The organism is Roseateles subflavus, from assembly GCF_030285365.1.
In the GTDB taxonomy this organism is placed as follows: Bacteria; Pseudomonadota; Gammaproteobacteria; order Burkholderiales; family Burkholderiaceae_C; genus Roseateles_B; species Roseateles_B subflavus.
In genome coordinates, this window is record NZ_JASVDS010000003.1 from 462,138 (window position 1) to 488,070 (window position 25,933).

At 70.8% G+C, this 25,933-nt stretch carries 26 protein-coding genes; 19 read left to right on the top strand and 7 right to left on the bottom strand.

Translation table 11 applies throughout. From position 1 onward, the window contains the following. The first annotated feature begins 20 nt into the window (after window positions 1-20). From QRD43_RS13055 to QRD43_RS13080, 6 genes are all read left to right on the top strand, one after another. Window positions 21-740 carry a DsbC family protein gene (locus QRD43_RS13055; RefSeq protein WP_285982906.1) on the top strand — a complete coding sequence of 240 codons (720 nt, stop codon included), beginning with the start codon at window positions 21-23 and terminating at the stop codon, window positions 738-740. Between the two features lie 81 nt (window positions 741-821). After that, entirely contained in the window at window positions 822-1,268 is a 447-nt protein-coding gene (locus QRD43_RS13060; RefSeq protein ID WP_285982907.1) for a DUF3429 domain-containing protein, read from the top strand. Between the two features lie 32 nt (window positions 1,269-1,300). Further along, complete coding sequence (locus tag QRD43_RS13065) at window positions 1,301-3,091, top strand: M61 family metallopeptidase (RefSeq protein WP_285982908.1); 1,791 nt, start codon at window positions 1,301-1,303, stop codon at window positions 3,089-3,091. Further along, window positions 3,073-4,200 carry a DUF3108 domain-containing protein gene (locus tag QRD43_RS13070; RefSeq protein ID WP_285982909.1) on the top strand — a complete coding sequence of 376 codons (1,128 nt, stop codon included), beginning with the start codon at window positions 3,073-3,075 and terminating at the stop codon, window positions 4,198-4,200. The genes QRD43_RS13065 and QRD43_RS13070 overlap by 19 nt, the downstream gene beginning before the upstream one ends. Window positions 4,201-4,254: 54 nt before the next feature. Continuing rightward, a complete protein-coding gene (locus QRD43_RS13075) occupies window positions 4,255-5,046 on the top strand; it encodes an enoyl-CoA hydratase (protein ID WP_285982910.1) in 792 nt (263 codons plus the stop codon). 176 nt (window positions 5,047-5,222) lie between these two features. After that, window positions 5,223-5,660: a DUF4148 domain-containing protein gene (locus QRD43_RS13080; RefSeq protein ID WP_285982911.1), complete on the top strand. Its 438-nt coding sequence runs from the start codon at window positions 5,223-5,225 to the stop codon at window positions 5,658-5,660. Window positions 5,661-5,762: 102 nt separating this feature from the next. On the opposite strand, the gene lysS is transcribed toward QRD43_RS13080, so the two are convergent. Further along, entirely contained in the window at window positions 5,763-7,286 is a 1,524-nt protein-coding gene (gene lysS, locus QRD43_RS13085; protein WP_285982912.1) for a lysine--tRNA ligase, read from the bottom strand. A gap of 87 nt (window positions 7,287-7,373) precedes the next feature. Here lysS and QRD43_RS13090 point away from each other — a divergent pair, with 87 nt between their 5' ends. Genes QRD43_RS13090 through QRD43_RS13135 form a run of 10 tightly spaced genes read left to right on the top strand, consistent with a single transcriptional unit; the run spans window position 7,374 to window position 17,449 of the window. Continuing rightward, window positions 7,374-8,444 carry a Gfo/Idh/MocA family protein gene (locus tag QRD43_RS13090; protein ID WP_285982913.1) on the top strand — a complete coding sequence of 357 codons (1,071 nt, stop codon included), beginning with the start codon at window positions 7,374-7,376 and terminating at the stop codon, window positions 8,442-8,444. 10 nt (window positions 8,445-8,454) lie between these two features. Further along, window positions 8,455-9,042 (top strand): acyltransferase, encoded by a 588-nt coding sequence (locus QRD43_RS13095; protein WP_285982914.1) that lies wholly within the window; start codon window positions 8,455-8,457, stop codon window positions 9,040-9,042. Window positions 9,043-9,059: 17 nt separating this feature from the next. Next, window positions 9,060-10,157 carry a DegT/DnrJ/EryC1/StrS family aminotransferase gene (locus QRD43_RS13100; RefSeq protein WP_285983188.1) on the top strand — a complete coding sequence of 366 codons (1,098 nt, stop codon included), beginning with the start codon at window positions 9,060-9,062 and terminating at the stop codon, window positions 10,155-10,157. Between the two features lie 9 nt (window positions 10,158-10,166). Then, window positions 10,167-10,712, top strand: a complete 546-nt coding sequence (locus QRD43_RS13105; protein ID WP_285982915.1) for an acyltransferase — start codon at window positions 10,167-10,169, stop codon at window positions 10,710-10,712. Next, window positions 10,709-11,950 carry a DegT/DnrJ/EryC1/StrS family aminotransferase gene (locus QRD43_RS13110; RefSeq protein WP_285982916.1) on the top strand — a complete coding sequence of 414 codons (1,242 nt, stop codon included), beginning with the start codon at window positions 10,709-10,711 and terminating at the stop codon, window positions 11,948-11,950. The genes QRD43_RS13105 and QRD43_RS13110 overlap by 4 nt, the downstream gene beginning before the upstream one ends. Then, entirely contained in the window at window positions 11,947-13,254 is a 1,308-nt protein-coding gene (locus tag QRD43_RS13115) for a lipopolysaccharide biosynthesis protein (RefSeq protein ID WP_285982917.1), read from the top strand. The genes QRD43_RS13110 and QRD43_RS13115 overlap by 4 nt, the downstream gene beginning before the upstream one ends. A 4-nt stretch (window positions 13,255-13,258) precedes the next feature. Further along, the gene (locus tag QRD43_RS13120) at window positions 13,259-14,350 is read left to right on the top strand and encodes a glycosyltransferase (protein WP_285982918.1); all 1,092 of its coding nucleotides are present in this window, start codon (window positions 13,259-13,261) and stop codon (window positions 14,348-14,350) included. Between the two features lie 20 nt (window positions 14,351-14,370). Further along, window positions 14,371-15,603, top strand: a complete 1,233-nt coding sequence (locus tag QRD43_RS13125; RefSeq protein ID WP_285982919.1) for a glycosyltransferase family 4 protein — start codon at window positions 14,371-14,373, stop codon at window positions 15,601-15,603. A 54-nt stretch (window positions 15,604-15,657) separates the two neighbouring features. Then, a complete protein-coding gene (locus tag QRD43_RS13130) occupies window positions 15,658-16,836 on the top strand; it encodes a DegT/DnrJ/EryC1/StrS family aminotransferase (protein WP_285982920.1) in 1,179 nt (392 codons plus the stop codon). 16 nt (window positions 16,837-16,852) lie between these two features. Beyond that, window positions 16,853-17,449: a sugar transferase gene (locus QRD43_RS13135; protein WP_285982921.1), complete on the top strand. Its 597-nt coding sequence runs from the start codon at window positions 16,853-16,855 to the stop codon at window positions 17,447-17,449. Between the two features lie 13 nt (window positions 17,450-17,462). Here QRD43_RS13135 and QRD43_RS13140 read toward each other — a convergent pair whose 3' ends face one another. Then, window positions 17,463-18,050, bottom strand: coding sequence for a GNAT family N-acetyltransferase (locus tag QRD43_RS13140; RefSeq protein WP_285982922.1), 588 nt, complete (start codon window positions 18,048-18,050; stop codon window positions 17,463-17,465). 186 nt (window positions 18,051-18,236) lie between these two features. Here QRD43_RS13140 and cysD point away from each other — a divergent pair, with 186 nt between their 5' ends. From cysD to cysC, 3 genes are all read left to right on the top strand, one after another. Beyond that, window positions 18,237-19,160 carry a sulfate adenylyltransferase subunit CysD gene (gene cysD, locus QRD43_RS13145; protein WP_285982923.1) on the top strand — a complete coding sequence of 308 codons (924 nt, stop codon included), beginning with the start codon at window positions 18,237-18,239 and terminating at the stop codon, window positions 19,158-19,160. A gap of 112 nt (window positions 19,161-19,272) precedes the next feature. After that, on the top strand, window positions 19,273-20,580 hold the full coding sequence (locus QRD43_RS13150; RefSeq protein ID WP_285982924.1) for a sulfate adenylyltransferase subunit 1: 1,308 nt from the start codon (window positions 19,273-19,275) through the stop codon (window positions 20,578-20,580). Between the two features lie 228 nt (window positions 20,581-20,808). Then, window positions 20,809-21,378 (top strand): adenylyl-sulfate kinase, encoded by a 570-nt coding sequence (cysC, locus tag QRD43_RS13155; protein ID WP_285982925.1) that lies wholly within the window; start codon window positions 20,809-20,811, stop codon window positions 21,376-21,378. Between the two features lie 27 nt (window positions 21,379-21,405). Here cysC and QRD43_RS13160 read toward each other — a convergent pair whose 3' ends face one another. From QRD43_RS13160 to QRD43_RS13180, 5 genes are read right to left on the bottom strand one after another with little or no spacing between them, the layout of a single operon-like run. Beyond that, window positions 21,406-22,203, bottom strand: coding sequence for a class I SAM-dependent methyltransferase (locus QRD43_RS13160; RefSeq protein ID WP_285982926.1), 798 nt, complete (start codon window positions 22,201-22,203; stop codon window positions 21,406-21,408). Window positions 22,204-22,227: 24 nt separating this feature from the next. Further along, window positions 22,228-23,601: an FAD/NAD(P)-binding protein gene (locus tag QRD43_RS13165; RefSeq protein ID WP_285982927.1), complete on the bottom strand. Its 1,374-nt coding sequence runs from the start codon at window positions 23,599-23,601 to the stop codon at window positions 22,228-22,230. Between the two features lie 13 nt (window positions 23,602-23,614). Further along, window positions 23,615-24,376 (bottom strand): class I SAM-dependent methyltransferase, encoded by a 762-nt coding sequence (locus QRD43_RS13170; RefSeq protein WP_285982928.1) that lies wholly within the window; start codon window positions 24,374-24,376, stop codon window positions 23,615-23,617. 5 nt (window positions 24,377-24,381) lie between these two features. Then, on the bottom strand, window positions 24,382-24,945 hold the full coding sequence (locus tag QRD43_RS13175; protein WP_285982929.1) for a GNAT family N-acetyltransferase: 564 nt from the start codon (window positions 24,943-24,945) through the stop codon (window positions 24,382-24,384). After that, window positions 24,946-25,908 carry a glycoside hydrolase family protein gene (locus QRD43_RS13180; protein WP_285982930.1) on the bottom strand — a complete coding sequence of 321 codons (963 nt, stop codon included), beginning with the start codon at window positions 25,906-25,908 and terminating at the stop codon, window positions 24,946-24,948. Window positions 25,909-25,933: the final 25 nt, after the last annotated feature.

Sequence of the window (25,933 nt, forward strand, 5' to 3'; positions counted from 1 at the left end):
AGAGGACGACGATGCACGCGATGAACTTTGCACGCCTGGCTGCCGCAGCGGTACTGGCCCTGGGCACGACGAGCGGCTGGGCCAACGAGGCCGTGATCAAGAAGGCCATCGCCGAGCGGCTCCCCGGCTTCAAGGTGGACGAGGCGCGCCCCACGGCCATGCCCGGCCTGTGGGAGATCCGCACCGGCACCGAAGTGCGCTACACCGACGCCGCCGGCAACTTCCTCATCGAGGGGGAGCTGATGGACCTGCGCACCAAGAAGAACCTCACCGAGGAGCGCGTCACCAAGCTGACGGCCATCGACTTCGCCAACCTGCCGCTGAAGGACGCCGTCGTCTGGAAGACCGGCAACGGCAAGCGCCGGATCGCCGTGTTCGCCGACCCGAACTGCGGCTACTGCAAGCGCTTCGAGCGCTCGCTGCAGGACGTCAAGGACGTGACGGTCTACACCTTCGTCATTCCCATCCTCGGCCCGGACTCCACCGAGAAGGCCCGTGCCATCGTGTGTGCCAAGGACCAGACCACCGCCTGGCGCTCGTGGATGCTCGACGGCGCGGTGCCGCCCAAGCCGGAAGGCAAGTGCGACGACAGCGCCACCGAGCGCAACCTGGCCTTCAGCCGCCGCCACCACATCAACGGCACGCCGGCCATCCTGTTCGAGGACGGCACCCGCGTGCCCGGCGCCATCAGCGCGGAGCAGGTCGAGCGCAAGCTGCAGACCCTGTCGGGCAAGTCCTGACCCCCACCGACGGGCAGCCTCCCGCGCCTCGCGGCGCGACCGCTGCCCGCCGCCCCCACTTCCTCTCACTGTCACGCCGCCATGTCTGATCCGGCCCTGCGTCCGCTGTCCCTGAATCCCGTCGCCCTGCGCCTGTGCCACCTGAGCGTGCTGCCCTTCGTGCTGGGCGCGCTGCTGGTCTGGCTCGTGCGGGCCGACGTGCACCAGTACGTGGTGGAAGGGCTCACGATCTATGCCGGGCTGACCATCTCGATGCTCGGAGGCATCCACTGGGGCCTGGGCATGCGTCAGACCGTGCCGTCGCCTGCCCCCTTCATCTGGGGCGCGGTGACCGTGCTGGTGGGCTGGATCGGCGCGATCATGCCGGCCTATGCCGGCTTCGTGGTGCATGGCGCGATGTTCATCGCCTGCTACCTCTGGGACCGGCGCCATTACCCGGCACTGGGGGCCGGCGCCTGGCTGACGCTGCGTTTCCGGCTCAGCGCGGTCGCCGCCCTGTGCTGCTTCCTGGGTGCCGCCGGCACCTGACCTGACGTGATCGCCACCGCTGCACTGCCACGATGATCCACTACCGCATCTCGACTGCCGCGCTGAACGCCCATCTCTTCGATGTCCAGCTGACCGTGCCGGCACCGGATGCCTGCCAGCGCTTCTCGCTGCCGGTCTGGATCCCGGGGAGCTACATGGTGCGGGAGTTCTCGCGCCATCTCGGGGCCATCACGGCCCGCCAGGGTCGGCGCGAGCTGCCCGTGCGGCAGCTCAGCAAGAACGAGTGGGAGGTCGAGGGCCTGGGCCGTGGCGCGCTGACGCTCAGCTACCAGGTCTATGCCTTCGACACCTCGGTGCGCTGCGCCTACCTCGACGCCCAGCGCGGCTTCTTCAATGCCGGCAGCCTGTGCCTGAAGGTGCATGGCCAGGAGGCCATGCCGCATCAGATCCAGCTGACGGACCTGCCCCGGACCTGGCAGGTGGCCACCGCGATGCCACCGGCCGCCGGCACGGGGCCGCGGCACCGCTATGAGTCGGCAGACTACGACGAGCTGCTCGACCACCCCTTCGAGCTGGGGCTCTTCTGGCGCGGCGAGTTCCAGGCCCGCGGCGTGCCGCACGAGTTCGTGGTGGCCGGCGCGCTGCCCATCTTTGACGGCGAACGCCTGCTGCGCGATGCCCAGCGCATCTGCGAGGAGCAGATCGACTTCTGGCACCTGCAGGGGCGCCGCCGCGAGGCGCCGCCCTTCGGCCGCTACGTCTTCCTGCTCAACGCCACCGAGGACGGCTACGGCGGTCTGGAGCACCGCGCGAGCACGGCGCTCATCGCCACCCGCCGCGACCTGCCGCGCCTCGGCCAGACCGAGACGAGCGATGGCTACGTGCGCCTGCTCGGCCTGATCAGCCACGAGTACTTCCACACCTGGAACGTCAAGCGCCTGCGCCCGCGCGACTTCGCGAAGTTCGACTACGGCCAGGAGAACTACACCGAGCTGCTGTGGTTCTTCGAGGGCTTCACCTCCTACTACGACGACCTGTTCCTGGTGCGCGCCGGGCTGATCGACGAAGCCCGCTATCTCAAGCTGCTGACCGGCAACGTCAACACCGTGCTGGCCGGGCCCGGCCGGCGCCGGCAGTCCGTCGCGCAGAGCAGCTTCGAGGCCTGGACCAAGTACTACCGCCAGGACGAGAACAGCCCCAACAGCATCGTCAGCTACTACGTGAAGGGCTCGCTGGTGGCGCTGTGCCTGGACCTGAGCCTGCGCGCCGCGGGCGCGGCCGGCGGCGGTCGCACCGAGCCCGCCAAGGGCGCCAGCCTGGATGCGCTGATGCGCCTGCTGTGGCGCGAGACGCCCGATCGCCTGCTGGACGAGGCGCAGGTGCTGGCCGCCGTCGAGCGTCTCGGGTCCCCAGCGCTGGCGGCCCAGCTGCGCGAGTGGGTCCACGGCTGCGATGACCTCCCGCTGGCACCGCTCCTCGAGAAGTTCGGCGTGCAATGGGCCGCCGACAAGCTCGGGCTCTCGCAGCGCCTGGGCCTGCGGGTGAGCGAAAGCGCCTCGACCGTCACGGTCAAGCAGGTGTTCAGCGGCGGCGCGGCCGAGGCGGCGGGCCTGCAGGCGGGTGACGAGCTCATCGCCTGCAATGGCTGGCGCCTGCGCAAGCTCGAGGAGGCGCTGCTGAGCCTCAGTCCCAAGACGCCGCAGCGGATGGAGCTGCTCGTCGGACGTGAGCAGCGCGTGCTGCCCCTGCCGCTGCACCTGCCCCTGGCACGCCCCGCCGGCGCGCCTGTGCAGCTCAGTCTCGCGGACAAGGCCTCGGCCCGGCTGCAGAGCCTGCGGCGGGCATGGCTGCAGGGCGGCTGAGCCGCCGCACGTCCGCTGCGCTGGCCGGCCTTGCGCTGGCCGTGCTGACGCTGCACGGCCTGGTGCTGGACGAGATGGCCGCGCAGCGGGCCGCCTGGCAGGAGGTGCGCCCGATGCCTCCCCGTCTCGCGGCCGCCTTCGTGCGCACGCTGAAGCCTTCAGCGCCGCCGCCGCCGCGACCGGCCGGTACCGTGGACACACCCGCCCATGCCCGCCCCCAGGGGCCAGGGCCCGACGCCGCACAGGGCGCAGCCCCGTCGGCATCGGCACCGGAGCCGGCGGCCTCGGCCGTGGCGGCCGCCCCGCCGGCCCCTGCCGCCTCGGTGGCACCCGTGACTCCCACTGCGGCTACCGAGCCGGCGGCCGCGGCCTCGCAGCCGCGGGTGGCCGCCGCATCGGCGGCATCGGCCGCTTCGGCCCCCGGAGACTTCCAGCCCGGCCCCGAATGGCCGGCCTCCACGCGCCTGGATTACAAGCTGCGCGGCAACTACCGTGGCGCGGTGACGGGCCGGGCGCGCGTCGAGTGGCTGCGGGAGGGGCATCGCTACCAGGTGCACCTCGAGGTGGCCGTGGGGCCAGGTTTTGCCCCCCTGATCGCCAGGACGATGAGCAGCGAAGGCGTGCTCACGCCCCAGGGCATCCAGCCGGAGCGCTTCGACGAGGACACCCGCGTGCTCCTGGCCGCGCGGCGACGCCTGACGCTGCAGTTCCTGGGGCAGGAGCTGGTCTTTCCGAATGGCCGTCGCGAAGGGGCACCCGCCGGTGTGCAGGACGCCGCCAGCCAGTTCGTGCAGCTGACCTGGCTCTTCCTGACCGGGCGCGAAACCCTGGCGGCTGGCCGGGAGGTCCGCCTGCCGCTGGCCTTACCGCGCAAGCTCTACGCCTGGCGCTATGTCATCGAGGGCGAGGAAACGCTGGACACGCCCATGGGCCCGCTCGCGGCCTGGCACCTGCGCCCGCTGGTGGAGAACACCGGCAGCGACCTGCGCGCCGAGGTCTGGCTCGCGCCCTCCCTGCAGTACCTGCCCGTGCGCCTGATGATCCGCCAGGACGAGCAGACCTGGATCGACCTCATGCTGCAGTCGGCCCCGCTGCAGGCCGCCCCCTGAGCGGGGACGCGCGGCCGGCCTCGTATAGTTGCGCAACTTCCAAGGAGTCACCCCATGAGCCAGTACGAATGCATCCTGACCGAGGTGCGCGGCGACGGTCCCCGCAAGACCGGCCTGATCACCCTGAACCGCCCCAAGCAGCTCAACGCGCTCAACGACCAGCTGATGGACGAGCTGGGCCAGGCCCTGCTGGCCTTCGATGCGGATGACGGCATCGGCTGCATCGTGCTGACGGGCTCCGAGCGGGCCTTCGCCGCGGGCGCGGACATCCCCACGATGGCGCCGCACAACTTCATGAGCGCCTTCAAGAGCGGCCTCATCTCCAAGAACTGGGAGACGATCCTCCAGGTGCGCAAGCCCGTGATCGGCGCCGTGGCCGGCTTCGCGCTCGGCGGGGGCTGCGAGCTGGCGATGATGTGCGATTTCATCATCGCGGCCGACACCGCCAAGTTCGGCCAGCCCGAGATCAAGCTGGGCATCATTCCCGGCGCCGGCGGCACGCAGCGCCTGCCCCGCGCCGTGGGCAAGAGCAAGGCCATGGACCTGCTGCTGACCGCCCGCATGATGGACGCGGCCGAGGCTGAGCGCGGCGGCCTGGTCTCCCGCGTGGTGCCGGCCGACAAGCTGCTGGACGAGGCCCTGGCCGCCGCCCAGACCATCAACGGCTTCAGCGCGCCCTCGACCCTGCTCATCAAGGAGCTGGTCAACCGCAGCTTCGAAGGCCCGCTGCTGGACAGCGTGGCCGTGGAGCGCCGCTATTTCCACGCGCTCTTCGGGACCGAGGACCAGCGCGAGGGCATGGACGCCTTCCTGAACAAGCGCGCCCCGAACTTCCAGCATCGCTGACGCTACGCAAACAATCCGCTGTGCGAACGGTGGATTGTTTGTAAAAGTGGAATAGAGCCTTGCCGGCGCCCTGGTGTTTCTACCAGGGTGCGATCCCTACAGTCACGGTCATGGACAGACACCTTGCGGTCGCAAGGCGCCTCAAGCCCAGAACCCCACTGCCAAAGGATCGCCTCATGAACACCCTGTCTCGCACCGTCGCCCTGGCCCTCGTCGCTGCCCTGGGCCTGCCCGCCCTGGCCCAGACCAGCGCATCGCCCACCCGCGCCGAAGTCATCGCCGAACTGCAGCGTGCCCGCGCCAGTGGCGAGCTGGCCCGCATGAACAGCGAAGACACCGTCCTGTTCGGCCAGCCCGTCGTCCCGCCGGCCCGCAGCACGCTGGCCACCAAGGACGCGGCCAAGCCGGCCGTCAATGCCGAGCCGGCCCAGCCTGCGACCCCGGCCGCCTCGGCCTCCCGCGATGCCGTGAAGGCCGAGCTGCTGCGTGCCCGCCAGGCCGGCGAGATGGACTTCGCCCAGGCCGAACTCGGCCCGCGCCTGAACGGCGGTGCCGCCAGCAAGCTGCCGGCCGACCCGGTGCTGGCCGGCCAGCCGGTGCAGGCCGCCAAGTAAGGACGCACGCCGAGACGCAGCCTCAGGGCAGGCGTCTCGCCGGCAAGAAAAAAAGCGGCCCGCGGGCCGCTTTTTGCATGGGGCTGCGGCCCCGTCCGGTGGTCAGCCCTCGCGGCGCAGCGCCGGGAAGAGGATGACGTCGCGGATGCTCGGCGAGTCGGTGATCAGCATCATCAGGCGGTCGATGCCGATGCCGCAGCCGCCGGTCGGGGGCATGCCGTACTCGAGGGCGCGGATGAAGTCGGCGTCGTAGAACATCGCCTCGTCATCGCCGGCCTCCTTGTTGGCCACCTGGGCCTGGAAGCGCGCGGCCTGGTCCTCGGCATCGTTCAGCTCGGAGAAGCCGTTGGCGTACTCGCGGCCGGTGATGAAGAGCTCGAAGCGCTCGGTGATCTTGGGGTTGGTGTCCGAGGCGCGGGCCAGCGGCGAGACCTCGACGGGGTAGTCGATGATGAAGGTCGGCTGCCACAGCTTCTCTTCCACGACGGCCTCGAACATGCCGAACTGCAGCTCGGGCAGCGTCCAGTGCTTGGGCGCTTCCTCGCCCAGGTCCTTGAGCTTGGCGCGCAGGACCTCGGCGTTGTCGGCCTCGCTCTCGCTCAGGCCGGCATGGGCCACGAGGGAGTCGCGCACCGAGAGCCGGGCAAAGGGCTCGTCCAGGTGCACTTCCTTGCCGGCGTACGTGACGCGGGCATTGCCGGTGGCGGCGCGCGCGGCGTGGCGCAGCACCTCCTCGGTGAAGTCCATCAGATCATGGTGCGTCCAGTAGGCCGCATAGAACTCCATCATCGTGAACTCGGGGTTGTGGCGAACCGAGATGCCCTCGTTGCGGAAGTTGCGGTTGATCTCGAACACGCGTTCGAAGCCGCCCACGACCAGGCGCTTGAGGTACAGCTCGGGCGCGATGCGCAGGAACATCTCCTGGTCCAGCGCGTTGTGGTGCGTCACGAACGGCTTGGCATTGGCACCGCCGGGGATGGGGTGCAGCATGGGCGTCTCGACTTCCAGGAAGCTGTGCTCGACCATGAAGCTGCGGATCGAGGACACGGCCTTGGAGCGGGCCACGAAGCGGGCGCGGGCATGCTCGTCGGTGATGAGGTCGACATAGCGCTGGCGGTACTTCTGCTCCTGGTCGCTCATGCCATGGAACTTGTCCGGCAGCGGGCGCAGGCTCTTGGTCAGCAGGCGCAGCACGCTCACGCGCACCGACAGCTCGCCCGTCTTGGTGCGGAACAGCGTGCCCTCGGCGCCGACGATGTCGCCCAGGTCCAGGTGCTTGAAGCTCTCGTAGACCTCCTCGCCCACGCCGTCCTTGGTGACGAAGAGCTGGATGCGGCCCGTCGAGTCCTGCAGCGTGCCGAAGGAGGCCTTGCCCATGATGCGCTTGAGCATCAGGCGGCCCGCCACGCTGACCTGCACGGCCTGCGGCTCCAGCTCCTCGTTGGCGATGTCGCCGTAGCGCTGGGCCAGGGGCAGGGCGCGGTGCTGGGGCTTGAAATCGTTGGGGAAGGGGACGGCCGTCTTGGCGCGCAGGGCGGCCAGCTTCTCGCGGCGCTCCGTGATGAGCTGGTTCTCGTCCTGGGCGGGGGCGGCGTGGTGCGGCTGGGCGGGGGTGTGCTGGGTCATGCTCAACTCATTGAATTTGCTGCGATTTTAGGCGCTTCCGGAAAGCCGCCCTCGTAGAATCGGACCCTTCGCCCTTGACGGTCGTCCATGAATCCCGAAATCCGCTCCCCTTTGCCTTCGCCAGATCGCAAGATCCGGTTCGCCCTGGTCGGCTGCGGCCGCATCTCGAAGAACCACATCGACGCCCTGGCGCGGCATGCGGACCGGGCCGAGATCGTGGCCGTCTGCGACACCCGCCCCGAGGCGCTGCAGGCCGCCACCGCCCTGACGGGGGCGCCCGGCTTTGCCTCGCTGGACGCGCTGCTGGCAGGTTCCGACCCCGACGTCGTCGTGCTGGCCACGCCCTCCGGGCTGCACCCGCAGCAGGCCATCCAGGTCGCGCGCGCCGGGCGCCACGTGCTGTCGGAAAAGCCGATGGCGACGAAGTTCGAGGAAGGCATGGCCATGGTGCGCGCCTGCCGCGACGCGGGCGTGAAGCTCTTCGTCGTCAAGCAGAACCGCCTCAACGCGACGGTGCAGCTCGTGAAGCGCGCCATCGAGCAGGGCCGCTTCGGGCGCATCTACCTGAGCACGGTCAACGTCTTCTGGACGCGCCCGCAGAGCTACTACGACGCGGCCAAGTGGCGCGGCCGCTGGGACCTCGACGGCGGCGCCTTCATGAACCAGGCCAGCCATTACGTGGACCTGCTGGACTGGCTCGTCGGCCCGGTGGACAACGTCCATGCCTACACGGCCACGCTGGCCCGCGACATCGAGGCCGAGGACACCGGCGTGATGAGCCTGCGCCTGCGCCACGGGGGCCTCGCCAGCATCAACGTCACCATGCTGACGTGGCCGCAGAACCTGGAAGGCTCCATCACCATCCTCGGCGAGAAGGGCACCGTGCGCATCGGCGGCACGGCGGTCAACAAGATCGAGCATTGGCAGTTCGCGGAACCGCACGAGGACGACGCGCAGGTCGCGGCCAGCTCCTACGAGACGGGCAGCGTCTACGGCTTCGGGCATCCGCTCTACTACGACAACGTCATCCGCACGCTGCGCGGCGAGGCGCATGCCGAGGTCGATGGCTACGAGGGACTGCGCTCGCTGGAGATCCTCATCGCCGCCTACCGCAGCGCCCGCGACGGCCAGCGCGTCGGCCTGCCCCTCGTCTTCTGACCCCGCCGCCATGAGCTACTGGAAACACGACAGCGCCATCGTCGACGACGGCGCGCAGCTCGGTGAGGGCACCAAGGTCTGGCACTTCGCGCACGTGAGCCCGGGGGCCCGCATTGGCGCGCGCTGCGCGCTGGGGCAGGGCGTCTACGTCGGCAACGACGTGCAGATCGGCGACGGGGTCCGCATCCAGAACAACGTTTCGGTCTATGACGCCGTGACGCTGGAGGACGAGGTCTTCTGCGGCCCCAGCATGGTCTTCACCAACGTCTACAACCCCCGCGCCGCGGTGGCCCGCAAGAACGAGTACCGCCGCACGCTCGTGCGCCGCGGGGCCACGCTGGGCGCCAACTGCACGATCGTCTGCGGCGTGACCATCGGGGCGCATGCCTTCGTGGGCGCCGGGGCCGTCGTGCAGAAGGACGTGCCTGATTTCGCCCTCGTGGTGGGCGTGCCGGCCCGGCGCATCGGCTGGATGAGCCGCTTCGGCGAGCGCCTGGCCTTCGGTGCCGACGGCCGTGCCACCTGCCCGCAGACGGGCGATGTCTACGAACTGCAGGACCAGCGCTGCGTGCTGGTCGAGGAAGGAAATCTCCCGTGAGCACTCCCGGCAACGCCTTGCCCTTCATCGACCTCAAGGCCCAGTACGCGGCTCTCAAGGACCGCATCCACGAGCGCATGCAGGCGGTGCTGGACCACGGCCAGTACATCATGGGCCCGGAGGTCAAGGAGCTCGAGACGCAGCTCGCGGCGCATGTGGGCGTGAAGCACTGCATCACCGTCGCCAGCGGCACCGAGGCGCTGCTCATCGCGCTGATGGCCCTCGACCTGCAGCCGGGCGACGAGGTCATCACCACGCCCTTCACCTTCGCGGCCACGGCCGAGGTCATCGTGCTGCTGGGCGGCGTGCCCGTGTTCGTGGACATCGAGCCCGACAGCTGCAACCTCGACGCCCGGCTGATCGAGGCCGCCATCACGCCGCGCACCCGCGCCATCATGCCGGTGAGCCTGTACGGCCAGGTGGCGGACATGGACGAGATCCAGGCCATCGCCGCACGCCATGGCGGCCTCGCGGTGATCGAGGATGCGGCGCAGAGCTTCGGCGCCAGCTACCGCGGCAGGAAGTCCTGCGGCCTCTCGACCTGGGGTGCGACGAGCTTCTTCCCGAGCAAGCCGCTGGGCTGCTACGGCGACGGCGGCGCGCTCTTCACCGACGACGACGCCCTGGCGCAGGCCGCCCGCGAGATCCGCGTGCATGGCCAGAGCCAGCGCTACACGCACACCCGCCTCGGCGTGGGCGGCCGCATGGACACGCTGCAGTGCGCCGTCGTGCTGGCCAAGCTGGAGCGCTTTGACTGGGAGATCGCCCAACGCCTGGCGATCGGCGAGCGCTACCAGGCGCTGCTGGCCGGGCTGCCCGTGCAGCGCCTGGCCGTGCGCGAGGACCGCGACTGCGTCTGGGCGCAGTTCACGCTGCAGGTGGACGACCGCGAGGCCGTGATCGCCCGCCTCAACGCCGCCGGCGTGCCGACGGCCATCCACTACCCGAAGCCGCTGCACCTGCAGCCTGCCTATGCGCAGCGTTGCCGCGTGCCGGCGCCGCTGCCCCATGCCGAGGCGGCCGCGCGGCGCGTGCTGAGCCTGCCGATGAGCGCCGACCTGCAGCCGGCGCAGCAGGACCAGGTTGTCGCGGCCCTGCGAGCCGCGCTGGCCTGAGCTGCCGCCATGCTGCTGGGCTATCGCCTCGATGCCTTGCGAGCCCGCCTGCGGGCCGCCTGCCTGCGCCTGCTCGGTCTGGCCGTCGGCACCGGCGCGCAGGTCCACCCGGGGGCGCGCCTGCGCCACGGGCCGGGCTGTGCGCTGGGGGACCGCAGCATCGTCTACCGCGACGTGCAGATCCTGGCCACGGCCGGCGGCCGCTTCCGCATCGGCCGCGACAGCCATCTGGCGCCGCTCGCCTATGTGCTCGTGGGCGCGCAGCAGCTGCACATCGGGGATGACGTCGCCATCGGGCCGGGCCTGATGCTCTTCTGCGAGTCGAACGACGTGCAGGGCGAGGGCCTCTTCCGCCAGCAATACCGCCGGGCGGATGTGCGCATCGGCAGCAATGTATTCATCGGCGCGCGGGTCACCGTGCTGCCGGGCGCGGTGATCGAGGACCACGTGGCCGTGGCCGCGCATGCGGTCGTCACGGGGCGGCTGGCCTCGGGCTGGCTGTACGGCGGTGTGCCCGCACGGCCCCTGCGCCCGCTCGAGAGGGCCGGCGCATGAAGGGCCACGTCACCGGCGCGTTGCGCTGGTGGGACTTCCTCGGCGCGACGGTCCGGGCACCGCTCGAAGGCGAGGCCGCGCTCGTGAAGTTCCGGGCCGCCTTCGCCGCCAGCCTGGGCCTGGACCCGTCGCGCGTGACCCTGTTCGGCAGCGGCCGTGCCGCGCTGCATGCCCTCGTGGCGGGGCTGGAGCTGCCGGCCGGCGCCGAGGTGCTGCTGCCGGGCTACACCTGCGTCGTCGTCCCCAATGTCTTTCTGCATCTCGGTCTGCCGGTCCGTTACGTGGACATCGCATCGGGCCGCTGGAACCCGGATGCCGAGGCCATCGCCGAGGCCATCACGCCGCGCACGGCGCTGGTGGTGCTGCCGCACAACTTCGGCCTGTGCCTGGACGGCATCGAGCGGCTGCGGGCGCGCTTCCCGGGCGTGGTGTTCGTCGAGGACGCCGCGCACGCCTGGGGCAGCCGCGATGCCGCCGGGCGCATGGCCGGCACGCGCGCGCAGGCGGCCTTCTTCAGCTTCGAGTACTCCAAGCCGCTCACCACGGGCATCGGCGGCGCGCTGGTGCTGAACGACGTCCCGCTGCGTGCCCGCATGGCCACCCGCATGCCGGTGCTGCGCGCGCCGTCGCGGGGCCAGGTCTTGCGGCAAGTCCTGACCCTGGCCTGGCACCGGCTCGGCCAGGCGGCGCCCGGCGCCGTCGTGCGCGGCCTGACGGCCCTGCTGCGCCTGCCGGCACGCGCCCTGGGCGTGGTCGCCCGCACGCCGGACAGCGAGATCAGCGGCGAGGCCCGCCCCGACTACACCGTCGGCCTGCGACCCTGGTCCGCCGCGCTGGGCCTGGCGCAGGTGCAGCGCGCCGGGGCGGTGTGGGCCGCGCGCCAGCGACAGGCCCGGGCCTATGACGCCCTGCTGGCCGGCGCTCCCGGCTGGGTCCTGCCGGCCCATGGCGAGGGCGAGGTGCTGCTGCGCTACCCGGTGCGCATCGACGACCCCGCGCGGCGCGCCGCCGTGATGCGCGGCCTCGAGGCGCTGGACATCGTGCCCGGGGTCTGGTTCGACGACGTCGTCCATCCGGCCGGCAGCCTGCGCTACGGCTACGACGCCGGTGCCTGCCCGCAGGGCGAGGCCGCGGCACGCGCCGTGCTGAATCTCCCGCTCGGTCTGCACGCCGATCTCTCCGAGCGCCAGCGCCAGGGCCTGCGCGCGCTGGCCTTCGCGCCGGGGCCGGCGGCATGAGCCTGCGCCAACGCTTCACGCAGCTGGCCTCGGCCGCGGCGCTCAGCCAGGCCATCCCGTTGCTGATGGCGCCGCTGCTCACCCGCCACTTCGGCCCGGCGGTCGTGGGGCAGTGGGCGCTCTTTGCCGCGCTGGCGGCCAACCTCGCGACCGTCGCCAATCTGCGCTACGAATACGCCGTGCTGCTGCCGCGCCGGACCGGCGAGGCTGCGCTGCTGCTGGAGCTCGCGCTCTGGCTGGCGGGGCTGATGGGGCTGCTCTCGATGGCCGCCGGCCTCGGGCTCATCCTGCTGCCCCGCTTCGTGCCGCTCGGCGGGCGCTGGACCGCGCTGGCGGCGCTGGACCCCGCGCTGCTGGCCCTGGGGCCGGTGGTGCTGCTGGCCGGTGTGCAGCAGGCGCTGACGCTGTGGGCGAACCGCCTGGGTCGCTTCGCCTGGATCGGGCAGGCCCGGGTGCTGCAGCAGGGCGGCCTGGCCGCCGCGCAGGCCGTGGCCATGCTCGCCGGCTGGACGACCGCCGGCGCCCTGGTGCTGGCGCAGCTCCTGAGCAGCGTGTTCGCGCCGCTGTGGTTGCAGTGCCGCGGGCTGCGACTGCGCTGGCGGCGCTCCCGCACGCGCATCGCCGGGCGGCGTCACCTCCGGCACCTGCGCCGTGTGGCGCATCAGCAGCGTCAGTTCCCGCTGATCAACAGCCCGCATGCCTTCGTCAATGCGCTGCAGGAGACGGTGGTGCTCGCCGTCATCGCCGCCTGGGCCGGGGCGGCGGCGGCGGGCTACTACGCCATGATGGTGCGCCTCGTGAAGGCGCCGGCCAGCCTGGTCGGCGGGGCCTTGTCGGAGGTGCTGCTGTCCACGCTGGCGGCCGACTGGCGGGCCGGCCAGAGTCTGCGCCCACGGCTCGCCCGCAGCCTGTGGGCCCTGGCGGGGCTCGCGCTGCCGGGCATGCTGCTGCTCATGCTGATCGGCCCGCCGCTGTTCGCGTGGCTGCTGGGCGACGACTGGCGCGTGTCCGGTGAGCTGGCGCGCTGGTTCGCGCCCTATGTGGCGGCGCACTTCATCGCGGCGCCCCTCACCGTCGCGCCCATGGTGACGGGCCGCCAGGCGGGTGCGCTGGGCTTCAGCCTGTTCGGCAACGTGCTGTACATCGCGGCGCTGGGCCTGGGACTCGCGCTCGGCGGCTCGCTGGCCTGGGCGCTGGGCGCGGTCTCGCTGCTGCTGCCGCTGTACTTTGCGGGCCTGCTGGCCTGGATCTGGCGGGGCGCCGTGCCGCACGCGGCCGGGCGCTCCCGGGACACGAAGGAGTGAGGGCGTGAAGCTGGTCCTGATTGGCGATGGCGAAAGCCCGCATCTGCTCAAGTGGGCGAGGGCCCTGGCGGCGGTGCCTGGCCTGACGCTGTTCGCGGCCTCCTCGCGCGGCTTCACCGCGGACTTCGAGGCCCTCGTGCCGCCCGAGCGCCGCCTGGTGCTGGGCACGGACCCGCGCCATGGCGGCGGCAACATCGCCGTGCTCAGGACGCTGCCGCGGCTCGGGCGCTGGCTGGCCGAGGTCGATGCCGACTGGCTGCATCCGCACTACCTCACCTCGCACGGCACGCTCGCCTGGGCGGCGCGCCGCGGCTGGCGGCTGCGCGCGAAGATCGTCGGTTCGGCCTGGGGCAGCGACATCCTCGTGACGCCGGAGCGCGGCTGGGCCTACCGCTGGCTGACCACCCAGGTCCTGGCGTCCTGCACGCTGTGCACCTCGGACTCCCGGCACATGAGCGATCGCATGCGCGCGCTGGGCGCCCGCGAGGTCATGACCTTCCCCTTCGGCCTGGAGTCCCTGCCGAAGCAGAACGTGCGCAAGCAGCCGTGGCTCTTCTACAGCAACCGCGGCCTGGAGCCGATCTACCGCCCCGAGCGCGTGCTGGCGACCTTCGCGGCGGTGGCGGCATTGAAGCCCGAGGCACGGCTGGTCGTCGCGAACGACGGCAGCCTGCGCCCGGCGCTGGAGGCCCAGGCAAGATCGCTGGGACTGGCCGGGCGCATCGAGTTCGTCGGCCGGCTGGACGCCAAGGCGCAGGGCGCGCTGTATGCCCGCGCCCGCTGGTTCCTGAGCCTGCCGGCGAGCGACTCGGTGTCGGTCTCGGTGCTGGAGGCCCTGGCGCACGAGTGCCTGCCGCTGCTGTCCGAGCTGCCCGCCAATCACGAGCTGCTGGCCGAGGGCCAGCGAGGCCTCGTCCTGGCCGACGGTGAAGAGGCGAAGGCCCCGGCGCTGCTGGCGCGGCTCGAGGCGCTGCTCGCCGAGGGCGAGGCCGTGGGCGCCGTCAACCGCGACTGGGTGGCCCGCCACGCGCTCTTCCCGCCGGCCGTGCGCCGTTTCGTCGATCGTCTGCAGGCGCTGGATGCGCCGCGCCCCTGAGTCGTCCTGATCCTGCTCCCATGCGCATTCTCCTGATCAACCACTACGCCGGCTCGCCCGAGCACGGCATGGAATACCGTCCCTTCTACCTGGCCCGCGAATGGGTGCGGGCCGGGCACCAGGTGCTCATCCTCGCGGCCTCGCACTCGCATGTGCGCAGCACGCAGCCGCGCGTGGGGCCGCAGCACATCGAGGGCGTCTCGTACTGCTGGTACCCGACGCCGGCCTACGAGGGCAACGGCCTCGGCCGCGTGCGCAACATCGCGTCCTTCTGCCGGCAGGTCTGGCGGGATGCCGACATCCTCGCCCGCGACTTCCAGCCGGACGCCGTGATCGCCTCCAGCACCTACCCGATGGACGTGTGGGTGGCCCGCCGCGTGGCGCGCGCCGCGAAGGCGAAGCTGGTCTACGAGGTGCACGACCTCTGGCCGCTGTCGCCCATCGAGCTCTCCGGCATGTCGCCGCGCCATCCCTTCGCCCTGCTGTGCCAGAAGGCCGAGAACGACGCCTACCGCGACGCCGACCTCGTGGTGTCCATGCTGCCCAAGGTGCAGCAGCACATGGCCGCGCACGGGCTGGACCTCGCGAAGCTGCACATCGTGCCCAACGGCATCACGCTGGACGAGTGGGACGAATCGCGCCAGGAACCCGTGGACGCCGCCATCGCCGCGCACATCGCCACCGAGCGCGCCGCGGGCCGCCAGGTGCTCGGCTACGCCGGCTCCATGGGGCTGCCCAATGCGCTGGACGTGCTGCTGGACGCCGCCGCGCAGCTGCAGTCCGCGCCGGTGTCCGTGGTCCTGGTGGGCGATGGCCACGAGCGTGCGCGCCTGCAGGCGCGCGCCGACGCCGCCGGGCTGCGCCATGTGCGCTTCTTCCCGCCCATCCCGAAGCGGCAGATTCCCGCGCTGCTGGCGCTGTTCGACATCGCCTACATCGGCTGGCAGCGCACGCCCATCTACCGCTTCGGCATCGCGCCGAACAAGCTGATGGACTACCTGATGGCCCGGCGCGTGGTGCTGCATTCGGTGGAGGCGGGCAATGACCCCGTCGCGGAGGCCGGCGCCGGGCTCACCGTGCCGCCCGAAGACCCGGCCGCCGTGGCCGAGGGGGTCCGCCGCCTGCTGGCGCTGCGCCCCGAGGAGCGTGCTGCCATGGGCGAGCGCGGCCGTGCCTTCGTGCTGGCGCAGCACACCTACCCGGTGCTCGCACAGCGCTTCATCGACGCCTTGCGCTCGGTGGGTGCACCCTGAGCCCGCTCGCCGACAATCCCGTTCGATCCCGTTTCCGATAGAAAGCCCGTCACCATGTCCGCTCCCCAGGGTTCCGACCTGCCCTTCCTGCCCTTCGCCCTGCCCGAGATCGGCGAGGAGGAGATCGCCGAGGTCGTGGACACGCTGCGCTCCGGCTGGGTGACGACCGGGCCCAAGGCGCGCAAGTTCGAGCAGGCCTTCACCGAGTTCCTGGGTGAGCCCGAGATCGAGTGCATCGCCGTCAACTCGGCCACGGCCGGCCTGCACCTGGCGCTGGAGGCCATCGGCGTCGGCCCGGGGGACGAGGTCATCACCACGACCCACACCTTCACCGCGACGGCGGAGGTGGTCCGCTACCTCGGTGCCGACGTGGTGCTGGTGGACATCGATCCGGCCACCCTCAACATCGACCCCGCGCTGATCGAGGCGGCCATCACGCCCCGCACCAAGGCCATCGTGCCGGTGCACTACGCGGGCCTCGCGGCCGACATGCTCACCATCCTCGACATCGCCCGCCGGCACGGCCTGCGCGTGGTCGAGGACGCGGCGCATGCCCTGCCCACCACGCTCGAGAAGGAGCTGATCGGCACCATGGGCAGCGACGCGACGGTGTTCAGCTTCTACGCCAACAAGACCATGACGACGGGCGAGGGCGGCATGCTCGTCACCCGCAACCCCAAGATCGCGGCGCGCGCCAAGGTGATGCGCCTGCACGGCATCAACCGCGACGCCTTCGACCGCTTCACCGCCAAGGTGCCGAGCTGGTATTACGAGATCGTGGCGCCGGGCTTCAAGTACAACCTGACGGACATCGCCGCCGCGCTCGGGCTGCACCAGCTCAAGCGCCTGAAGGGCTTCCAGGCCCGCCGCGAGCAGATCGCCCAGGCCTACCACGAGGCCTTCGCCGACCTGCCCCTGATCCTGCCGCCGCAGCCGGTGGAGGGCGACACGCACTCCTGGCATCTCTACGTGCTGCGCCTGGCCGATGAATGCGCCGTCGAGCGCGATGCCTTCATCGAGCAGATGTTCGCCCGCGGCATCGGCTGCAGCGTGCACTACATCCCCCTGCATCTCCAGCCCTACTGGCGCGAGCGCTACCAGCTCACGCCCGAGCAGTTCCCGCATTCGCAGAAGGCCTACGAGCGCACGTTCAGCATCCCGCTGTACACGGCCATGACGGATGCCGACGTGCAGCGCGTGATCGCCGCCGTGCGCGAGATCGCGTTGCGCTGAGGGCAGGGCGCCGGGAATGGCCAAACGCCTGTTCGACATCCTGGCTTCCGGGCTGGGCTTGCTGCTGCTCTCGCCGCTGCTGCTGCTGGTGGCGCTGTGGATCCAATGGGACTCGCCGGGACCGGTGATGTTCCGCCAGGAGCGGGTGGGGCGCTTCGGCAGGACCTTCTTCATCCACAAGTTCCGCAGCATGCGCGTGGATGCGCCGGCGCTCGGGCCGCAGATCACCATCGGCGAGGACCCGCGCATCACGCGCTCGGGTCGTTTCATCCGCCGCAGCAAGGTCGACGAGCTGCCCCAGCTGTGGGACGTCCTGCGCGGCGCGATGAGCCTCGTGGGGCCGCGCCCCGAGGTGCCGCGCTATGTGGCGCTGTACCCGGCGGACCTGCGGGACATCGTGCTGTCCGTGCGCCCGGGCATCACAGACCCGGCGTCGGTCGCCTTCCGGGACGAGAGCGAGCGCCTGGCCGCCGCGGCTGACCCGGAGCGGGCGTATGTGGAGGAGATCCTGCCGCAGAAACTGCGGCTGTCGGCGGCCTACATCCAGACGCGCACGATGCGGTCGGATCTCGCGCTCATCCTGCGGACCGTCGGCCTGCTGGGCCGCGCCTAGGCGCCGACGGCCCTCATTGCGGCCGCTGTGGCGCCAGGACGCTTCCGCGGCCGGTGCTGCGGCACGGCGGCTGCGAGCGGGCGCTCGAGGGACGCCGCAGCGGGCGTTCCATCCAGTGGACGGTCGCTCCCTGGCCGCGGCCCTCAGGGCCTTCGGCCTCCAGGGCGATGCGGGTGAGCTGGAAGCCCTGCGCCCGCCAGAAGGCCTGGGCCCGGGTGTGACAGTCCAGCACCATCAGCTGCCATCGGTTGATCCCGGTCCAGCGGCGGGCCTTCACGCTGAGATGCTCGAGCGCCTCGCTGCCCAGCCCCTGGCCGGTGGCGTCGGCCTGGATCATCAGCAGGTCCAGCAGTGCCGTTCGCGCGTCAGGCACATGCAACAGGACTTTGGCGACCCCACACACCTTGCCACGCTTCACCACCGCAAACACCTGCAGCTGCTCCGGGGTACAGGGCATCGAGGCGCTGCGCATGAAGAGCGCTGCGTCGGTGGGGTGGTACAGCGACCGACGCCCGAAGGTCGGGTGGCTGCGCAGCACGGCATCGACGATGGCCAGGTCGCCAGGCCGATCACCGCTGAGGTGTCGAAGCTGCAGGGGCATGGAAGGCTCCGGAGAGTCGGGAGAGGCAGGGTTCTCACTATCCAACCGAAACGTTGCTCGAATGTAGCGCTGAAGGTATCGGAATGAAACAGGGGACCGGGCCTGCCGCGTCCGCGGGCGAGCCGGCCGATCGCCCGGCAGTGGCCCGTGGGGCGGTGGGGGCGTGCCTGTCAAAATGCGGGCGCCATGATCAGTCACTCCCATCTCAATCACCTCGAGGAAGAGGCCATCTTCATCCTGCGCGAGGTCGCCGCCGCCTTCGAGCGCCCGGGCCTGCTGTTCTCCAGCGGCAAGGACTCCTGCGTGGTCCTGCGCCTCGCCGAGAAGGCCTTCAAGCAGCGCGTCTCGGGCAACGAGTTCAAGGGCAAGCTGCCCTTCCCCCTCGTGCACGTGGACACCGGCCACAACTTCCCCGAGGTGATCGAGTTCCGCGACCGCCGCGTGGCCGAGATGGGCGAGCGCCTGGTGGTCGGGCACCTGGAGGACTCCATCAAGAAGGGCACGATCCGCCTGGCGCATCCGCTGGAGTCGCGCAACGGCCACCAGACCGTGACGCTGCTGGAGACCATCGAGGAGCACCGCTTCGACGTGCTGATCGGCGGGGCCCGCCGCGACGAGGAGAAGGCGCGCGCCAAGGAGCGCATCTTCAGCCACCGCGACAGCTTCGGCCAATGGCAGCCCAAGGAGCAGCGCCCCGAGCTGTGGAACCTGTTCAACACCCGCATCCGCCCGGGCGAGCACTTCCGCGCCTTCCCCATCAGCAACTGGACCGAGCTCGATGTGTGGCTCTACATCCAGCGCGAGAACATCCCGCTGCCGCAGCTCTACTACGCCCATGAGCGCCAGGTGATCCGCCGCAAGGGCCTGCTGGTGCCGCTGACCGAGGTGACCCCGCCCGAGGCCGGCGAGACGGTCGAGACCGCCACCGTGCGCTTCCGCACCGTGGGCGACATGACCTGCACCTGCCCGGTGGAGAGCGATGCGGCCAGCGCCGCCGACATCGTGGCCGAGACCCTCACGGTGACGGTGAGCGAACGTGGCGCCACGCGCATGGACGATCGCACGTCCGACGCTTCGATGGAGCGCCGCAAGAAAGAGGGCTACTTCTAAGCCCACCCCCTACGCGCTTCGCGCGCCCCCTCAAGGGGGCAAGCCCGATGGCCCGGCAAAGCCGGATCCACGGGCTTCACTCGGTGAATACAGACAGCAGATTGAGCAAGCCATGAGTGCAGTTCCCCACTTCGAGACGGTCCACCAGCAGGACGTGGACACCCAGCACCGCGCCCTGCGCTTCCTGACCGCGGGCAGCGTGGACGACGGCAAGAGCACCCTGATCGGCCGCCTGCTGTTTGACAGCCGCGCCATCCTGGCCGACCAGCTGGACACCCTGGAGCGCCGCGCCGCCGGCCAGCCCATCGACCTCTCCCTGCTGACCGACGGCCTGGAGGCCGAGCGCGAGCAGGGCATCACCATCGACGTGGCCTACCGCTACTTCGCCACCAAGGCGCGCAAGTTCATCATTGCCGACGCCCCGGGCCACGAGCAGTACACCCGCAACATGGTCACCGCCGCCGCGGGCAGCGATGCCGCCGTGGTGCTGGTGGACATCACCAAGCTGGACCTCACGCAGGCCGAGGTGCCGCTGCTGCCGCAGACCCGCCGCCACAGCCTGCTGGCCCACCTGCTGCGCGTGCCCAGCATCGTGTTCGCCGTCAACAAGATCGACGCCCTGGCCCCCGAGGCCGCGGGCGAGGGCTTCGCCAAGGTCAGCGCCGCGCTGCGCCGCTTTGCCGAGGAAGCCGGCATCACCGTGACGGCCATCGTGCCCGTCTCGGCCCTGAACGGCGACAACGTCACCCAGCCCCTGGACGCCCCCTGGTACCACGGCCCCTCCCTGCTGCAGGTGCTGGAAAGCCTGCCCACGGCGCAGGAGACGGTCGAGGGTCCGCTGCAGCAGCCGGTGCAGTACGTGAGCAAGGAAGGCGAAGGCACGGGCTACCAGCCGCGCACCTTCTGGGGCCGCATCGCGCAGGGCCAGGTGAAGGCCGGCGGTGAGGTCGAGGTGCTGCCCAGCGGCGTCAAGGCGATCATTGCCGAGGTCCGCCGCGCCGGCGAGACGGTGGCGCATGCCGTGGCCGGCGAGTCCGCGGGCCTGGTCTTCGACCGCCAGGTGGACGTGAGCCGCGGCGACTGGATCGTCGCCCCCGGCAGCGCCGCGCCGCGCCAGCAGTTCGAAGCCACGCTGGCCTGGCTGGATACCGAGGCCGCCCAGATCGGCCGCAAGTACTGGGTGCGCCACGGCAACCGCTGGGTGCAGGCGCGCATCAGCGCCATCGAGCACCGCCTGGACATCCACACCCTGGCCGAGACCGAGGCCCACGAGCTGGCCGTGAACGAGATCGGCCACGTCGTGGTCGAGCTGCAGGCCCCGCTGCCCCTGGCCGCGTACACCGAGAACCGCGTCGCCGGCGCGCTGATCGTCGTCGACCCCACGAGCAACCGCACCTCGGGTGCGCTGCTGGTGCGCTGAGCGGGCGAGCCGGCGCTCGCGTCCGGTGATGGCACCCGGCGTTGGCGCGCGGCGTTTGGGCCCGGCGCTTGCGACGGCATCCGCCAGGGGCCGCTCACGGAGCGACACCTCGCACGCGCACGGCCGGCACGTGCATCGCAGCGTTTACGATGCGGGGTCGCCGAGGGTCCACCGCGTGCTCGCAAGCCGGGGTGGCGAGCCCGGCCCCTCTTTCCTGACACGCGCACCATGACCGATCAAGCCTTCCCGGACGGCCGCCCGGGCCTGCCCTCGCCGCTGCCCCAGACGATCTGGCTGACCGGCCTCTCCGGTGCCGGCAAGTCCACGCTGTCCCGCCGGCTGGACGAAGCCCTGCGTCAGCGGGGCGTGCCCTGCAGCGTGCTCGACGGCGATGTGCTGCGCACGGGCCTGTGCCGCGACCTCGGCTTCAGCGAGGACGACCGCCGGGAGAACATCCGCCGCGTGGCGGAAGTCGCGCGGCTGATGAATGCGGCCGGCGTCACGGTCATCGGGGCCCTGATCTCGCCGCTCGTGCGCGATCGCGCCATGGCCCGCGAGATCGTCGGGCCGGCGCGCTTTCTGGAGGTGCATGTTGCGACGCCGCTGGCCGTCTGCGAAGCCCGCGATCCGAAGGGCCTGTACCGCAAGGCCCGCGCCGGCGAGTTGAGGGGCTTCACCGGCATCGATGCCCGCTATGAGGCGCCCGAGGCGCCCGACCTGCGCCTGGACACCGGCGTGCTGGACGAGGAGACCTGTCTGCAGCAGCTGCTGAGCCTGCTGGACGCGCGGGGCCGCTGACGGCACCGGCGCGCGGGCAGTTACCGCTCAGCGAGCGAGGTTCTGCCAGGCCTGCTGCAGCTCCGGCGGCAGCCGGTTGTCGTAGTAGCCCTGGCGCGGCACCTTGAAGGCCTGCGCGTCGGTGGGCGTGCGGTAGACGCAGAAGATGCCGGAGTAGGCCGACAGCTGGTGGGAGACGGCCAGGCGCACGTAGTCGGCCTGGCTGCCCAGCTGCTTGAGCTGGTGCGGGTGCTTGCTGCAGTCGGCGTAGACCAGGGCGACGATCTCGTAGCGGTTGGCCTCGGCCAGGTCGTAGAAGAAGGTCGGGTGGTAGTTGAAGAAGCCGTGATCGAAGCAGCCCTGGTTGGGCAGCGAATGCATGATCACCCCCCCGGGCTTCGTCAGCTCGTGCAGGGACTTGAAGGCCTGGTACTGGTTGAAGACGTGCTCGGTCGTCCCGATGTTGGTCACCACATCCCAGCTGTGCGGCGGCAGGCCCAGCGGCTCGTTCAGGTCCAGGCTGAGCGCCTGGGGCGTGCCATGGAGGTCGACGGCCGTGTAGTCCTCGTAGTTGAAGACCAGCTTGTAGAACACCTTGCAGATGTCGAAAGGCTCGGTCGGGGGCTTGGTGTCGAGGATCTGCTGCAGCTCGGCCTTGAGGGCCTGGCGCCGCTCGGCCGGCACGTCCTGGAACTCGTCGATGAGGATGAGCAGCTCGGCCGGCACCACGTCGTAGAACCAGTTCTGCTCACCGAACTCCAGCATGCGGATGGGTTCACCCGCACCGATGAACTTCTGGCGTCGCAGCGAGATCAGGAGCTGGATCAGGGAATGGGAGAGGGCCATGGGGGAGTGTCCGCAGGGTGAGGTTCAGTCGGCAGGCGCGTGGCCCCGGGCCAGGGCACGTGCCAGGTGGAGCGCATGCTGGCGCAGCTCGGGGACGGCCGTGGCCTCCCAATGCTGGGCACGCAGCAGCGGCCCGACGTAGCGCAGGCCGCGCTGGGGGCGGCCTTGTGCGTCGAGCAAATGATAGTCGGCGTCGGTCAGCAGGCCGAGACCGAGCGGGCAGGGCAGCAGGCGGCCGTCGGCGGCCAGGGCCGGGAAGAGCCCGCTCCGGTCCTGGGACAGGCGGCTGCTGGGCCCCGTGCAGTTGAAGATCCGCCGGACGGCGAGCGTCTGCAGGGCGTCCTGGCCGCGCGGCTTCCACTGCAGCGCCAGCTCGGCACCCGCATCCTGCACGCCCTGGAGCCGGCCGGCCTGGAGGCGCAGCCGGCCCTCGGCCTGCAGGCGCTGCACGGTGGCCATGGCGCTCGGCGCGGCGCGGTGACGGTGCACGTCCCAGTAGACCTGCAGGTGCCGCAGGAAGCGGCGCCGCTCCGGCAGGGGCAGGCGCTGCCACAGAGCCGGCGTGCGGGCGCGCATCGCCACCCAGAGATCACGCCAGTCCTGCGGCGCCTGGAGCTGACGGGCTGCGTCGCGCAGCGCTCGCACCCAGGCGCGCACGTCGGACCCGGACAGCCAGTCGTCCGGCGTGTCGTAGGCCGGGGGCTGGAGTTCGTTGTCCCGGTGCGGCAGGGGCGCGATGCCCCGGCGAGACAGGCACAGCACCGGCCCGCGATGCCCGGCGTGGTCCAGGCTGACGAGCAGGTCCAGCATGGTCAATCCCGCCCCGATGATGGCCACGGGCGCGTCCCGGTCGAGGCCGGCGCACGCGTCGGGTTCCCAGGGATCGCGGACATAGCGGGGCGAGGCCAGGGCCGCCAGATCCGGGTGCGGATCCGCGGGGGCGAAGTGCCCGAGGGCCAGGACCACGTCCTGCGACTCGGCGCGCGCGCCCTGCGCGTCGAACAGCGTCCAGCCGCCCGCGTGCGGCGCCAGGCGCGTGATGCGGGCGACCTGGTGCTCCCAGGCCACGTCCGGGCGGCGCCGCACGGCCTCCTGCAGGCGGGCGCCCAGGTACTCGCCATACCAGGAGCGGGGGACGAAGGACTTCTCGGCGGCCGGGCGCCCCTGGGCCCGGAGCCAGTCGACGAAGTCCGTCGGACGCTCGGGATGCCAGGCCATGCGGGCCGCGGGCACATTGAGCAGGTGCAGCGGGGACTGCGTGCCGTAGGCCAGGCCACGGGCCAGCGGCGCGCCCGCATTGAGCAGCCGCAGGCGGGCACCGCCCGGCAGCTGCTCGAGCAGATGGGCGGCGAGGGCGGTCCCCGAGAAGCCGCCACCGATGATGGTGACGTCTCGCATCAGTGCGCGGTCTTCAACGGCTGGATTCGCAGACGAGATAGATCGTCGAGCACAGGTCGGGGTACTGCTGGCCGAGGGCGTAGCAGCCGTCCAGGTAGGCGGGGCTGATGATGTCGGTCTTCAGCAGGCGGTCCCACTGGAAGTTCGCCAGGGCCTTGAAGAAGATGCCGGAGCGATGCACCACCCGCAGGCCGGCGGCCGTGGCGTCGCGCTCGAGCGTGTCCAGCGCGTAGGTGCAGCGGTGGCCGTGCTCGGCCTCGGCGGGCGTGACCGCGCTGTTGTGCGAGATCAGGCCCATCTTGACGGCGATCTGGCGCGACGGGGCATTGGCGTTCGGGCAGGCCAGGAAGAAGCGGCCGCCCGGCGCGAGCCATTCCTCGTTCACGCGGCGCAGGACGCGGACGGGATCGTCCAGATGCTCCAGCACATGCGTCATGACGATGTTGTCGTAGCGGCGAGGCAGCTGGACGTCCTCGAACAGGCCGGGCACCAGCGTCACGTCGGCGCCCAGACGCTCCCGCGCGACGGCCAGGGCATCATCGGCGGCCTCGACACAGGTGACGTCGTCGAAATGGGGGCGCAGCCGGCGGGTGAGATCGCCCTTGGCGCAACCCAGCTCGAGCAGGCTGCCCTTGCGGAAGAAGGGTTCGAACGAGCGCACCATGTAGGGGTGCATGACGTCGTAGTCGAAGCCGTAGGAGTAGCGCGAATTCTCCGGAAGATGGGAATCCGCCATTTCCGCGTTGTAGTCGCGGCGATTGTCTTGTTGGGCCATCGGGCTCATGCCTCCCAGTAGTGGGTCTGTTCCAGCACCTGCTGGTAGTCGGACTGCGTCACGCCCACCACGATCTGGTCCCAGTAGCGGCCCTTGCGGAAGAAGTAGTTCCGCTTGCGACCTTCCTCTTTCCACCCCAGCTTGCGCCCGCAGTACATGGCGATCGAGGCCGCGTTGTACTCGATCATGCCGCCATCCAGGCGCATGAGGTTGAGCTCCTCGAAGGCGTAGCGCATGGTCGCCATCACGGCGTCGACGCCATAGCCCTTGCCACGGTGCGAGCCGTCGCCGATGACCAGGCCGTGCCAGGCGTGGCGGTTGCGCCAGTCGATCTGGACGATGCTCGAGATGCCGATGGGGATGCCTTCGGGGGTGCACACCATGAAGCGCTGGTTCAGCTTGTCGGACTTGAGGTTCTCGAACCAGGCCCGGTGGAAGTTCATGGAGCTGGGGAAGTGCAGCTCACCGATGGCGTCCTGCGTCACCGGGTCGTTGGCCCATTGGTGCAGGAAGGGGAGGTCCGCCTCCTCGATGGCCCGCAGCGTCAGGAATTTGCCCTGAATGTTCATTCACGTCTCCAGGCGGGCCACGCCGAATCCGTCGCGCCCGAATTTGTTGCCGTTGTAGAGCAGGTAGATCTGGTCGCCGACCCGGCACAGGTGGGGGTAGCAGATCATCTCGGAATCCCAGCCGTCCTCCGAGCGATCCAGCGCCCACTGTGAATCGTCCCGGGTCCAGTTGACGAGGTCAGTCGACCAGGCATGGCCCAGTCGATAGGCCCGGGCGGGATTGCTGCGGAAATCGGTGGCCTCGCGATAGCAGAAGACCATGTGGTAGCGGCCTTCGTGCTCGATGACGGTCGGCAGCGCCTGGCATTCGTCGTCGCCCAGGCGGTCGGCGATGATCTGCCGCCCGTCGCGCTTCCAGCTCATGCCGTCGTCGGTGGAGGTGGCCTGCGCGATCTTGTAGACGCGCTCCGCCTCCTGCCGGTCGGGGTTGTCCATCCACCGGGTGCCATGGATGTACCACATCTTCAGCACGCCGCCGGCGCGCAGCACGAAGGCGTCGCCCACCAGGAAGGGCTCGTGCAGCCCCGGGGCGAGCACCGGCCCGGCCCCGCACTTCTGGAAGGTGAGGCCGTCGTCGGTGCTGACCGCCCGGCCGATGGCGGCGTCCGTCGGCACGGACTTGCGGCGGTTCCAGCCCGTCGTGAACGCCAGGACGCGGTCGCCGTCCCGCAGGACGTTGAACGGGAAGATCCCGTGTTCATCGAAGGTGCCCAGCCCGCCCAGCTCGATGGCCGGCGCCTGGGACACGCCCAGCAGCCTGCTGAAGTCGAGGCTGAAATCGGCATAGCCGACGTGACTCACGAACTTGCCCAGGTCGTCCTGGGCACGCGCGGAGAAGTAGACCCGGACGCGGTCCTGCAGGACCAGGGCCTGCGGGGACTGGGCGAAGCCGACCGGTGCGAAGGGCAAGGGATGGCGGTGGGGATCGTAGATCTTCCCGAGCTTTTTCCAGCGAGCGCTCATGAGCAGGACCAGTGATTGACGGGGA

Excerpts from the sequence above, each read along its gene's own strand:
- QRD43_RS13095 (WP_285982914.1), top strand. The coding sequence starts at position 8,455 with ATGAGCTACTGGAAACACGACAGCGCCATCGTCGACGACGGCGCGCAG.
- lysS (WP_285982912.1), bottom strand. The coding sequence starts at position 7,286 with ATGACCCAGCACACCCCCGCCCAGCCGCACCACGCCGCCCCCGCCCAG.
- QRD43_RS13135 (WP_285982921.1), top strand. The coding sequence starts at position 16,853 with ATGGCCAAACGCCTGTTCGACATCCTGGCTTCCGGGCTGGGCTTGCTG.
- QRD43_RS13070 (WP_285982909.1), top strand. The coding sequence starts at position 3,073 with ATGGCTGCAGGGCGGCTGAGCCGCCGCACGTCCGCTGCGCTGGCCGGC.
- QRD43_RS13150 (WP_285982924.1), top strand. The coding sequence starts at position 19,273 with ATGAGTGCAGTTCCCCACTTCGAGACGGTCCACCAGCAGGACGTGGAC.
- QRD43_RS13075 (WP_285982910.1), top strand. The coding sequence starts at position 4,255 with ATGAGCCAGTACGAATGCATCCTGACCGAGGTGCGCGGCGACGGTCCC.
- QRD43_RS13170 (WP_285982928.1), bottom strand. The coding sequence starts at position 24,376 with ATGGCCCAACAAGACAATCGCCGCGACTACAACGCGGAAATGGCGGAT.
- QRD43_RS13060 (WP_285982907.1), top strand. The coding sequence starts at position 822 with ATGTCTGATCCGGCCCTGCGTCCGCTGTCCCTGAATCCCGTCGCCCTG.
- QRD43_RS13115 (WP_285982917.1), top strand. The coding sequence starts at position 11,947 with ATGAGCCTGCGCCAACGCTTCACGCAGCTGGCCTCGGCCGCGGCGCTC.
- QRD43_RS13110 (WP_285982916.1), top strand. The coding sequence starts at position 10,709 with ATGAAGGGCCACGTCACCGGCGCGTTGCGCTGGTGGGACTTCCTCGGC.
- QRD43_RS13065 (WP_285982908.1), top strand. The coding sequence starts at position 1,301 with ATGATCCACTACCGCATCTCGACTGCCGCGCTGAACGCCCATCTCTTC.
- QRD43_RS13180 (WP_285982930.1), bottom strand. The coding sequence starts at position 25,908 with ATGAGCGCTCGCTGGAAAAAGCTCGGGAAGATCTACGATCCCCACCGC.
- QRD43_RS13125 (WP_285982919.1), top strand. The coding sequence starts at position 14,371 with ATGCGCATTCTCCTGATCAACCACTACGCCGGCTCGCCCGAGCACGGC.
- QRD43_RS13105 (WP_285982915.1), top strand. The coding sequence starts at position 10,167 with ATGCTGCTGGGCTATCGCCTCGATGCCTTGCGAGCCCGCCTGCGGGCC.
- QRD43_RS13175 (WP_285982929.1), bottom strand. The coding sequence starts at position 24,945 with ATGAACATTCAGGGCAAATTCCTGACGCTGCGGGCCATCGAGGAGGCG.
- QRD43_RS13080 (WP_285982911.1), top strand. The coding sequence starts at position 5,223 with ATGAACACCCTGTCTCGCACCGTCGCCCTGGCCCTCGTCGCTGCCCTG.
- cysC (WP_285982925.1), top strand. The coding sequence starts at position 20,809 with ATGACCGATCAAGCCTTCCCGGACGGCCGCCCGGGCCTGCCCTCGCCG.
- QRD43_RS13055 (WP_285982906.1), top strand. The coding sequence starts at position 21 with ATGAACTTTGCACGCCTGGCTGCCGCAGCGGTACTGGCCCTGGGCACG.
- QRD43_RS13140 (WP_285982922.1), bottom strand. The coding sequence starts at position 18,050 with ATGCCCCTGCAGCTTCGACACCTCAGCGGTGATCGGCCTGGCGACCTG.
- QRD43_RS13165 (WP_285982927.1), bottom strand. The coding sequence starts at position 23,601 with ATGCGAGACGTCACCATCATCGGTGGCGGCTTCTCGGGGACCGCCCTC.
- cysD (WP_285982923.1), top strand. The coding sequence starts at position 18,237 with ATGATCAGTCACTCCCATCTCAATCACCTCGAGGAAGAGGCCATCTTC.
- QRD43_RS13160 (WP_285982926.1), bottom strand. The coding sequence starts at position 22,203 with ATGGCCCTCTCCCATTCCCTGATCCAGCTCCTGATCTCGCTGCGACGC.
- QRD43_RS13090 (WP_285982913.1), top strand. The coding sequence starts at position 7,374 with ATGAATCCCGAAATCCGCTCCCCTTTGCCTTCGCCAGATCGCAAGATC.
- QRD43_RS13130 (WP_285982920.1), top strand. The coding sequence starts at position 15,658 with ATGTCCGCTCCCCAGGGTTCCGACCTGCCCTTCCTGCCCTTCGCCCTG.